At 67.5% G+C, this 12,285-nt stretch carries 3 protein-coding genes; 2 read left to right on the top strand and 1 reads right to left on the bottom strand.

Annotated elements, in window-relative coordinates; genetic code table 11:
• Positions 1–9: 9 nt before the first annotated feature.
• Both P3T41_RS35770 and P3T41_RS35765 read left to right on the top strand, forming a co-directional pair.
• Positions 10–3,168: an SDR family NAD(P)-dependent oxidoreductase gene (locus tag P3T41_RS35770; RefSeq protein WP_348533726.1), complete on the top strand. Its 3,159-nt coding sequence runs from the start codon at positions 10–12 to the stop codon at positions 3,166–3,168.
• Between the two features lie 39 nt (positions 3,169–3,207).
• Positions 3,208–9,792, top strand: coding sequence for a type I polyketide synthase (locus tag P3T41_RS35765; RefSeq protein ID WP_280694829.1), 6,585 nt, complete (start codon positions 3,208–3,210; stop codon positions 9,790–9,792).
• A gap of 447 nt (positions 9,793–10,239) precedes the next feature.
• Here P3T41_RS35765 and P3T41_RS35760 read toward each other — a convergent pair whose 3' ends face one another.
• On the bottom strand, positions 10,240–11,505 hold the full coding sequence (locus P3T41_RS35760; protein ID WP_280694828.1) for a hypothetical protein: 1,266 nt from the start codon (positions 11,503–11,505) through the stop codon (positions 10,240–10,242).
• Between the last annotated feature and the right edge of the window lie 780 nt (positions 11,506–12,285).

The following is a 12,285-nucleotide window of genomic DNA, read 5'->3' as shown; positions in this document are numbered from 1 at the left end:
ACCAACCGGTTGCCCGTCTCGCACGCCTTCCACTCCCATCACATGGACGGCATGCTCGACGCCTTCACCCGGATCATCGGGGAACTGACCTTCAACCCGCCGACGCTGCCCATCGTGTCCACGGTGACCGGTGACCTGATCGAGGCCGCGGCCCTGTGCACGCCGCACTACTGGGCCACCCAGGCCCGACAGCCCGTGCGTTTCGCCGATGGCGTCCAACGACTCCAGGCCCTGGGTGTGAGCGATTACCTGGAACTGGGCCCCGACAGTACCCTGTCCACACTCGTCCACCACAACCTCACAGCGCCGGCCGCCACCGTGACCCCACTCCTGCGACCCGGCCAGAGCGAAACACACACCACCGCGACCGCCCTGACACTCGCACGCCTGCGCGACACCGACACCAACTGGAACACCGTCTTCGCCGGGACCGGCGCCCACCGGGTCGACCTACCCACCTACCCATTCCAACACGAACGCTACTGGCTGGAATCGTCGGCGACCGCATCGCACGCGGCCCATTCCGGCCCTTCGGACCACCCTCTCCTGGGGCCTGCGGTGGAGGTGGCCGGCGGCGATGAAGTGCTGTTCACCGGTCACCTCTCCCTTCAGACCCACCCCTGGCTGGCCGGATGCACGCTGTATGACAGCGTCGTATTGCCGGCATCCGCGCTGGTCGAGGCTGTGATCAGGGCGGGCAGCGACGTGGGCAGCCCGGTTCTGGAAGAACTGACCGTGTACATCCAGCTCGCGGTGCCGGGCACAGGCGAGGTGCCGATCCAGATACGGGTCGGTGAAGCGGACGGTGCTGGGAGGCGTCCGGTCACCGTGCATGCCCGACCGGAGACGGGCATGCACGAGTGGGCGAAGGTGGCCACCGGAGCGCTCGGTGACGGGAGTGACGTGAGCGGTGTCCCCGTTCCCGCGCCGGAGGATCTCGCCGCTGCTGTCGAGGTCCGGCTTCCGGAGGAGCTCGCCGCGGACACCGCGCGGTTCGGCCTGCACCCGATGCTCCTGCAGGACGCTGTGACGGTGGCGGCCGAAGCGTTGACCATGGCCGGCCCGCCGCTGGCGGTCCAGTGGCGTGGCGTGCGGCTGCACGCTCCTGGTGCCACCGCAGTGCGTGTCCGACCCACCCCCGTCGATGCGAACACCGTGTCCTTGCTCCTGACCGATCTGGACGGGTCGCTCGTGGCGAGCGTCGAGTCGGTGGTCCTGCGCGAGGCGAAACCGGCCGACCTCATCGGTGGGCCCGGGCCCCTGCGTGCGCTCCACCACGTCACCTGGATCCCCCTCGCCGGCGTCGGACAGTCCCCCAGGCCTACGGCATGGGTCGCTGTCGGGCGCCTCCTGGACGAGGAACTCGGCATCCCGCGGTACGACGACCTCTCGGCCGTCGGTCGGGCTGTCGAGTCCGGTGTATCCGCTCAGGTCATCCTCGTTGACCAGGAACCCGCCAGCGCCGACACCGGCATCGTCGACGGCGTGCACCAGGCGACCAGGACGGGCCTGGCCCTCTTGCGGGAATGGCTGGCCGACGACCGACTGGCCGGCACCCGGTTGGTGATCGTCACCAGAGGCGCGGTGGCCACGGGGGAGGAGGACATGCCCCGTCTCGACGCGGCGGCACTCTGGGGCCTGCTCCGGTCGGCGCAGTCGGAGAGCCCGGGCCGGATCGTACTCGTGGACGCCGACACCGATCAGGTGGCACCGGCGTTGCTGTCGCGCGTGGTCGCCTCGGATGAGCCGCAGGCCGCCATCCGCGACGGCAAGCCCCTGGTACCCCGACTCAACCGGGTCACCGCCCCAGCGGACGGCGGGTCGACCCGAACGTGGCAGCCAGAAGGAACGGTGCTGATCACCGGCGGTACCGGCGCCCTAGGCGCGATCCTGGCCCGTCACCTTGTCCTCGCGCACGGCGCCCGTCACTTGCTGCTGGCCAGCCGCCATGGCGACCAGGCGCACGGAGCCGGTCGGCTGTGCGCCGAACTCGCCGAGCTCGGCGCAACGGTGCGCATCGCCGCCTGCGACGTCGCCGACCGCACCGCCCTCCAGGCGCTGCTCGCCGATGTGCCCGCCGAGCACCCGCTGACCGGGATCGTGCACGCCGCGGGCATCCTGGACAACGACCTGCTCCCGGCGATGACCCCCGACCAGCTGGATGCGGTGCTGCGTCCCAAGGCCGACGCTGCTTGGCACTTGCACGACCTGACCCGCTCAGACGACCTGTCGGCCTTCGTGCTGTTCTCCTCGGTCGTCGGCGTGTTCGGCGGTCGCGGGCAGGGGAACTACGCCGCCGCCGGGGCCTTTCTCGACGGGTTGGCACTCCACCGCCGGGCACAGGGCCTGCCCGCGACATCGCTGGCGTGGGGGCTGTGGGACATCGAAGGCGGGATCAACGCGGAGCTGACCGAAGCAGACCGCTCCCGCTTCGCCCGCGAGGGGTTCGTCCCAGTGGACACGGGGGAAGGCCTGGCGCTGTTCGACGCCGCGCTCGAGGTCGCCGGGCCCGCCCTGATCGCTACACCGTTGGACCTCGCGGCCGTACGGGCCGGCCCACGGATTGCGCCCCTCTTGCGGACCCTGGTCCCAAGAGATGGCCCCCGCTTGGCCAAGACCGCGGCTGACAACGGTATATCGCTGCTCCGGCAGCTGTCCGGGATGCCCGACGTCCAGCAGCTGGAGGTTGTTCTCGAGCTGGTGCGCGGCCAAGCGGCCGTCGTGCTCGGCCTACGTGATCCGAACGCGGTCGACGCCCAACGCACTTTCCAGGAGCTCGGGTTCGACTCGCTCACCGCCGTCGAGCTTCGCAACCGGCTGAGCGCGGTCAGTGGGGTTTCGCTACCGGCGACCGTCGTGTTCAACCACCCGACTGCGATGGCTCTCGCTGAGTTCCTGCTCAACGCGGTCATGTCCACCGAGGGCCGGGCACAACCGCAGTCCCCGGTCCTAGCCGAACTGGACAAGCTGGAGACCGCCCTGACAGCGGTATCCGACAACGACGGCGAACGCGCAACGATCACCCTGCGCCTCCAGACCATCTTGTCACGCTGGATGGAGGCGCCGGGAACGCCTGACAGCTCCGACTCGGCGAGCCCACTCGACTCGGCCTCGACCGAGGAACTCCTGGACTTCATCGACAACGAACTCGGCCGCGCGGAGAACTGATGCGCTGCGCTGCCGGCCCGATCAGATGCGAGCTCTGACATGGCAGATGAGAAGAAGCTGGCCGACTACTTGAAGTGGGTCACGGCCGACCTGCAACGGGCTCGTCACCGCATCGCGGAGCTGGAGTCCGGACGAGCGGAGCCGATCGCCATCGTGGGGATGGCATGCCGGTTTCCCGGCGGGGTGCGATCGGCCGACGACCTGTGGCAGTTGGTCGTCGAGGGCCGCGACGCCATCTCGCTGTTCCCCGCCGACCGCGGGTGGGACCTGGAGGGACTGTACGACGCCGACCCCGACACACCCGGCACGTCGTACACCCGTGAAGGCGGTTTCCTGGATGGGGCGACGCAATTCGACGCCCCGTTCTTCGGCATCTCCCCGCGTGAGGCGCTCTCGATGGACCCCCAGCAGCGGGTCCTGCTCGAGACCGCCTGGGAGACCTTCGAGCACGCCGGAATCGACCCGACATCGCTGACCGGCGCCAACATCGGAGTCTTCGTCGGGGCGGTGGAGCAGACCTATCTCGGGTTACAGGGGCCCGCCGAACTCGAGGGCTACCTGATGACCGGCAAGCTCAGCAGCGTGGTGTCCGGCCGCCTCTCCTACACGTTCGGATTCCAGGGCCCCGCGATCACCATGGACACCGCATGCTCATCGTCCCTGGTGGCCCTGCACCTCGCGGCACAGTCCGTGCGCAGCGGTGAGTCGGCGCTCGCCCTGGCCGGCGGCGTGACGATCTACGGGACCCCCGGTGGCTTCGTCGACTTCTCCCGCCAGCGCGGACTGGCCGCGGACGGCCGATGCAAGTCCTTCGCCGCCGCGGCCGACGGCACCAGCTGGTCGGAGGGCGTGGGCCTGCTCCTGATCGAGCGGCTCTCCGAAGCTGTGCACAACGGGCACCAGGTGCTGGCCGTGCTTCGGGCGTCAGCCGTCAACCAGGACGGGGCCTCCAACGGACTCACCGCGCCCAACGGCCCGTCCCAGGAGCGCGTGATCCGTCAGGCGCTCGCCGATGCCAGGCTGGAGGCGTCCGAGGTGGACGCGGTCGAGGCCCACGGCACCGGCACCCGGCTCGGCGACCCCATCGAGGCGCAGTCGCTGCTGGCCACCTACGGAGCGGCCCACCCAGCGCAGCGCCCGCTGTTGCTGGGTTCGTTGAAGTCCAACATCGGACACACGGTCGCCGCCGCCGGCGCGGGCGGCGTCATCAAGATGGTCCAGGCCATCCGGCACGGCGTGCTCCCCAAGACCCTGCACGTCGACCAGCCGACGCCCCTGGTCGACTGGTCAGCGGGCGCGGTGGAGCTGCTCACCGAGCAGCGGCCCTGGCCCCAGAGGGACAGGCCGCGCCGGGCCGCGGTGTCCGCTTTCGGGGTGAGCGGCACCAACGCGCACGTGATCTTGGAGCAGGCGCCCTCGGCGCAGGCCGCCGAGGAGTCCGCCCCCACACCGCTGCCGGTCATGCCGTGGGTGCTGTCGGCCAGGACCGCCAGCGGCCTGCGTGCCCAGGCCGACCGCTTGGTCTCCTTCGTCGAGGAGCACCCCCAGCTGTCGGCCCAAGACATCGCCTACTCGCTGGCGACCAGCCGGGCGGGGCTGGCACACCGGACCGCGGCGGTGGGCTCGGACCGCGACGCCCTGCTGGACGCTATGCGCTCCCTCACCATGGATGAGCCCGCCAGCACGGTGGCGCCGAGTGGGCCGGGCGCGGGCAAGCTGGGATTCCTGTTCACCGGTCAGGGCGCCCAGAGACGGGCGATGGGCCTGGAACTACACCAGGCGTTTCCCGCATTCCAGGAGGCGTTCGACGCGGTGTGCGCCCACGCCGACCCGTACCTGGAGCGCCCCCTGCGCGATGTGATCACGGCGGGCGACCAGCTGAACGAGACGGTGTACGCCCAGCCCGCGCTGTTCGCGTTCGAGGTGGCGCTGGCCCACTTGCTCCAGTCATGGGGCGTACGGCCCGACTTCCTGGCCGGCCACTCGATCGGAGAGCTGTCCGCCGCCCACATCGCAGGCGTTCTGACCCTCGCGGACGCGGTAGCCGTAGTCACCGCCCGAGGCAGATTGATGCAGGAACTACCCGCCGGCGGGGCGATGGTGGCGCTTCAAGCCGAAGCCAAGGAGGTCCAACCCCTGATCGCCCGCCACAAGGGTTCTGTAAGCCTTGCCGCGGTCAACGGCCCGTCCTCCACCGTGGTGTCGGGAGAGGCCGACGCGGTCGACCAGATCGCGGCCACCGTACGCTCCTGGGGCCGGGCAACCAAGCAACTGCCGGTCAGCCACGCCTTCCACTCGCCACTGATGGACCCGATGCTCGAGGAATTCGGTCAGATCGTGCGCAGCGTGACGCTGAACGCGCCGAGCATCCCTATCGTCTCCACGGTCACCGGCCAACTCGCCTCCGACGAGGAGCTGCGCTCCGCGGAGTACTGGATCAACCAGGTGCGACAGCCGGTCCGCTTCCTCGACGCGGTCCGCACCCTCGCCGCGCAGAATGTGACCACCACGTTGGAACTGGGCCCAGCCCAGGTGCTCTCGGCCATGGTCGACGACTGCGCCGCCGACCACGGCCCCGTCGTGTCGCTCGCCGCCGTCCACTCAAGGCAGCCCGAGCCCCATGGCGTGGTCTCAGCCCTGGGCCGGCTCTGGAGCAGCGCGGTCCCCGTTGACTGGAGGGCGTTCTTCGCTCCGACGAAAGCCCGACAGGTGGACCTGCCGAGCTACGCATTCGAGCGGAAACGGTACTGGCTGGACGCCACCGGAGCCGAAGGAACGGGGCACAGCGGGCGACCCGGCATCCACCCCTTGCTGGACTCAGCGCTCGAGGTGGCCGGTCGCGACGAGACGGTGTTCACCGGCCGCCTGTCAGCGCACTTAGCCCCGTGGCTCTGCGAGCATCCCCTCTTCGGTGCCCCGGTGCTTCCGGCGTCCGCACTGCTGGACATGGTGATCAAGGCGGGCGACGAACTCGGATGCACCGTCGTGGACGAGCTGGTCGTGCGACGTCCCACCGTGCTGCCCCAACGCACCCACCTGCAGATCCAAATCACCGTCGGCCCCCCGGACCAGACCGGTACGCGCGCGTTCACCGTGCACACGGGAAACGAGGACGACCACCCGGCCTGGATCACATGCGCATCTGGTTCCATCAGTCCCGGTGGGCGCGCGGCACCCTTCGAGCTCGGCGCATGGCCGCCGCCGGGCGCCGAGGCACTCGATCCAGTACACGACGGCGAAACGGCCGCCGGCTCCTCCAACGCCCCGGCATTCCAAGGCCTGTCCGCGCTCTGGCGCCGTGACGGCGAACTGTTCGCCGAGGTCCACCTGCCCGAAGACACCGCAGCCGACGGCTTCGGACTGCACCCCGCGCTGCTTGATACCGCCCTGCACGCAACCGCCCCCGCCACCGGCAAGACCGAAGTCTTCACCCAGTGGCGTGGAGTGCGCCTACACGCGCTGGGCGCCTCCACCGTCCGCGTCCGGATCACCCCTCGAACCGACGGCGCACTGTCGGTGCGCATCGCAGACCCCTGCGGCCAGCCGGTCGCCTCCATCGACGCCGCGCTCACCAGCCCGCTCACTCAGGACGACATCACCAAAGCACAAGCACGCCCCCACGACGCCTTGTTCCAGATCACATGGAACCCGATCACCCCGGCTGACTCGAGCGGCACCACCACATGGGCGCTGCTGGACACCGGCTGCGACGACCGCGACGCCATCGGCCTCACCGACAGTCAGCGTTTCAGCGACACCGACGCCGCCCTGACCCCGCCCCTCCCGTTCGACGCCCTCATCGCCCCGTTCACCTTCACACCCGGCGGCGACGTGGCACACCGCGCGCAGGACGCGACCCAGCAGGCGCTCACGCTCGCACAGTCATGGCTGTCGGACGACCGGGCCACCGACACCCCCCTGATCGTCGTGACCCGGGGCGCAGTCTCCACCGGCAAGGGGGCTGACCAGCACGCCGGCGTATCCGACCTGGTTGCCGCACCGATCTGGGGGCTGCTGCGCTCGGCGCAGTCGGAGACGCCCGGCCGCATCATCCTGGTCGACCTCGACGAGGACCCGGCGTCATCGGCGGCGCTCGCCTCAATCGTCGAGTCCGGCGAACCACAAGTCGCCATCCGCAACGGCGCCGCCTTCGTACCCCGCCTGGCCCGGCTTACGCCGCCCGCCAACGACCCCACCACCACCCCGTGGCACCCCGGCGGCACCGTCCTGATCACCGGCGGCACCGGCGCGCTCGCCGCCCTGTTCGCCCGCCACCTCATCCGCACACACCACGTTTCCCACCTGCTGCTCGCCAGCCGCAGGGGCCCAGCCGCCCCCGGCGCGGCCGCACTAGCCGCCGAACTCAGCGAACTCGGCGCCACGGTCACCGTCACCGCCTGCGACGTCGCCGACCGCGACGCACTCAGAGCAATGCTCGCCACCATCCCCGACGACCACCCACTCACCGGGATCGTGCACACCGCCGGCGTCCTCGACGACGGTGTGATCACAACCCTGAGCCCCGAGCGACTGGCAGCCGTCCTGCGCCCCAAAGTGCACGCGGCGTGGAACATGCACGAGCTCACACACGACCACGACCTGTCGGCATTCGTCCTGTTCTCTTCCATCGCCGGCATACTCGGCGGCCCTGGCCAGGCCAACTACGCCGCGGCCAACACCTTCCTCGACGCACTCGCTCAGCACCGCGCCGCACAAGGACTGCCCGCGACCTCACTGGCATGGGGCCTGTGGGCCACGGCAGGCGGCCTGGGAGGAAAACTCACCGACGCCGATCTGAAGCGAATCGCCCGCACCGGACTGCTGCCGGTCACCGAGAACGACGGCCCGTGGCTACTCGACGCCGCGCTCACCCTCAACCAGGCCGCGCTCACGGCCGCACCCTTGGACGTGTCCGCCGTGCGTGCCCAGCACGGCCAAGTCCCGCTCATGCTCAGCGCCCTGGCACGCACCACATCGCGGCCCCACGCCCGATCAACCGTCGACGAGACGATGTCACTGGCACAACGCCTGGAGGGGCTGCCCGAACCACAGCAACGGGATGCCATATTCGAAGTCGTCCGCGAGGAGATCGCACAGGTGCTCGGCCACAAGGCCGCCAACGTCATCGACACGGACCAGCTTTTCTCCGCACTGGGCTTCGACTCGCTCACCTCGGTCGAACTACGCAATCGGCTCAACGCCGTTACAGGTGTGCGGCTACCGGCCTCGGTGGTCTTCGACCATCCGACCCCAGCCGCCTTGACGCAACACCTATGCGCCAAGCTGGTCGCGACGGGGCCCCAGGAAACGACACCGCCCCGCACAGCGGTGGACTTCGCCGCAGAAGTCCAGCTCGCCGATGACATACGCCCGGCCAAGGAAGTCACTCGGGTGGCCACCGACCCTCGCGAGATCCTCCTGACCGGTGGCACCGGATTCCTCGGGGCCTTCCTCCTGCGCGACCTGATGAAGTCGACCACAGCCCGGGTGCACTGCCTGGTGCGCGGGAGCGACGCGGCCCACGCAGTCCGCCGCCTCCGCGACAACCTGGAGTGGTACGAACTCCTGGACGAGATCGACCCGGATCGGCTCTCAGTCATCGTCGGTGACATCACCAAGCCGCGACTGGGCCTGACCGAAGCCGGATTCGACGACCTGGCACACCGCATCGACGTCATCTACCACGCCGGCGCGGTGGTGAACTGGTTGATGCCCTACACGGAACTCAGGCAGGCCAACGTGACCGGCACACAACGGGTACTGCAGCTGGCCGCCCGACACCGAACCGTTCCAGTGCACTTCGTGTCGACGACCGGAGTCTTCCCTAACCCGCTCACCGATGGTGCGCCCGTCAAGGAATCCGAACCGATAGGGCCCGCCGACTCCCTGTGGAACGGCTACGTACAGAGCAAATGCGTGGCCGAGCAGGTCATCGAACTCGCCCGCGACCGGGGACTGCCAGTATCGGTGTACCGGGCGGACATCGTCAGCGGCGACCAGCGCAGCGGAGCCTGCCACACGCAAGGCTTCGTCTGGCGGAGTCTCAAAGGCCTACTCCAAGCGGACGCGGTGCCCAACAGGCTCGCCGGAACCTTCCACATGGTGCCGGCGGACTACGTCAGCGCTGCGATCGTAGCGCTCGCCTCCAAGGAGGAGGCCGCAGGCCGGACGTTCCACCTCTACAACCCGCAGAACCAGGCCTTCGCCGAATTCGTCCACCACCTGCGCGCCTTCGGGTACCCGCTGCGCGAGCTGGACTGGGACTCGTGGCGAGACCTGGTACGGTCCGACCACGCCAACGCGATGATCCCGTTGCTCGACACTTTCGAAGACCTTATGGCCGGAGACGGCCAGGCGCCCTACCCATTGTTGGACGTGGCGGAGACGCACCACGCACTGGCCGGCACCGGGATCGAATGCCCGGTGATCGGTCGCGAACTGTTCAGTAGATACGTGGATTTCTTCCTGCGTGCCGGCTACTTCCCGAAGGCCGACGCACAACCCGTACCGGTGGCCGCACCCGTCCAGTACCCGCCCACACCTCTCGAGACCGACCTCGACCTGACACCGCCAGCCCGTGATCTTCGCAGACAACCCCCGCCTTCGGGCCCGGCGGGAACGTGATCCTCGAACCGGAAGCGCGGCGCGCCGGAGGTTTCTGCACCTGAGAGGTGACGGTCAGACGGGTGCTTCTGGTTCTCGATGTACTCCACGCCCCGCATGTGGGTGCCGACGATGCCGAACTTCCGTATCACGCGGGCGAGACGCTGCTGGGATGTTCCGTTGGCTGGCAGCGACAATGCCGCCGCCATGCTGTCCAGAGCGGGCGACTTGGCTAGACAGACGGTGGGGAACTGGCGGCACATCGAAGCTCCGGCGGTTCAGGGCGACTTGGGAAGGTCACCCCGTTCAACCGGAGCTTCGATGCATTCGTGACGTTCCGATCCGGACACCTGCATCGCCATGACCTGCGGACTCACGAGCTCACCAGGACTTTGAAACGCCCCTGACCGGACGGCCGTCCGGCCTCGGGTCCGTAACGCGACGTCGGGTACGACCATGGCAACACCGTCATCGCTGGTTCGGCTGCTGGGGATGGCGCGTCGAGTCTTGGACGGGTCGAGGAGGCAAGGGTCGGGAATATGGCGGCTGGGATTGTGACGGCTTAGGTTGCGCTTGGGCCCTGGGCGGAGGAGGCGGCGGCGCAGGCCGAAGGCTCGACGCCGTTTGGCGAAGCAGCTCGGTTCTTGGCATCATGTCGCCCCAGCCCTTCCGCATATGCTGGTCAAGTGCCTTTTGGGTCCACCGTTTCGGGCTTTCGATGCTTAGATTTACAGAGTCTGGCCTTTTCATGACAGCCGAAATTTTGGCCTGCACGACGTGAGCCGGTGCCTCCATCGGAGAGTTCTTATATTCATTGAAAGCCGCCGTGTGGTATATTTCTGCGCTTGCCTTCCTTTCGGCGAGGTGTATTTGATATGCCCCAAGGAAATCGATATTTGCGGTGCCTCGCACCTTAGCGATGTTCTCCATCGCCGCATATGATCCCATGAATTGCACATCGCTCGGCCGCGGCGGCAGGGACGTCGGAGGATCCTCATTGAACTTGAGAATATCGGCTTCCACGGCGTTCAGTGTCGTCCTGGCCGTACGTAGGTTCGAGTTTACGCGAGCCTGGCCGTCCAGCTGGGTTACATCTTGCGGAGGAAGTAGCTGGGGCTCAAGCCCGTACTTTTCTTTGAATTTGGCGTATTTTACGTCGTAGAACACCTTGCCCTCGTCCAGCTCTTTTTGAGAGACTGTCGCCTGATTGGCTCGCGCCGCAGCGATGACCGGCATCGGGAAAGTGTCTCCCGGCAGTTCGAGGCCCGGCAGGGAAATCCCAGAAGCCCTCGTCAGCATCTTCTGAATGTCGCCATCGGGTGCATTTGGAAACTCATGCACAAGATGTTTCGCAATCGAGCTGTACTGTCTCTTGTGCTCTCCCCCTTCGTGAAGAAGTGTTATCGCGAGGTCTTGCCCGCGAGTTTCACGCATGGGCGACTTCAAGAGTCGCTCATCGACAGTCGTGCGCCACTCGGACGGGTCAAAATCAGCACTGCTGGCTCCTGTCGCGCCAAATTTTACACCCCCCGGAACATACCCATACTCTGCCATCTCATTATTAATGAAGCCCATTGTGCGCTCACAAAATTCCTGCACCTTATTCCTGGGTATCAGATCGAGCCGCTGTTTGGTGTCCGGGTTTTCATGTGACACCTTCAATTCATTGAACAGGGAATCGACGTGTCGCGAGTATCGCTGCATGAAATCTGGGTCGGCTGGATCGAATGGCATGTCAAACCTCACATATCCCGCATGGCCTCAACAGCCCGGCCAGAAGACTCAGCTGATTCCTAGCCCGGCATGTAACTTCCGACACCACTGGCAGGCTCCCACCTTTCCTGGTCGAATATACGCACCCCCTTCAACGGTTCCATCGGGAAAACTGCGGGCGCTGATACCGACGAAGGTCGCTTTGTTCCTGCCCGTGGGTGGTGCCGGTCAGGTCCGCGCGTCGGCCCCCGTGCCGATGGCACCGGACTCAGCAAAGAACATCCCGACCGATGCCGGCGGAACACGCGCTGCGAGATGATGGCGATCGGGGCGGCCTCCCGCCCGCGTGCTGTATACCGCAGGGCAGAACAGAAGCAACGGCCGTCACCAGCGCCACGATCACCAGGACGGAGCACAAGTTGGTGCCCGCTGACTCCCAGGCAGTCCGATCGTCAACGACCAGCTCGGTGACCAGCCCACTGCGGCCGCCAGGCGTAAGCGCACAGGCCACGGTGCAGCAACAGCGCCAACCAACCGGATCCAGAGGGCCAAACGCAATGGTGTTGCCGCTGTGTGGTGTAGCCGATCACAGTTGAGGTGTGCGCCGGTTCGCTAATGGGTGCACGCCTGCGCGGGGCTCATGCTCCCTGAGCACGAGTCGGCAACCGTACAACTCTCCGAGGTGAACGGCCAGTTCAACGATGGACGAGGCTTCGGCTCGGATCGGCGCCCAGTGGAACGAGCACACCGACACCCGTACCGCGTTTCGCAACGAGCGCCGCGGCAAGACGCTCAGTTGAG

The organism is Kitasatospora sp. GAS204B (assembly GCF_029892155.1).
In the GTDB taxonomy this organism is placed as follows: domain Bacteria; phylum Actinomycetota; class Actinomycetes; order Streptomycetales; family Streptomycetaceae; genus Kitasatospora.
The sequence above is the reverse complement of the archived record's forward strand: the minus strand, read 5'-3'. Positions and strand labels throughout refer to the sequence as shown.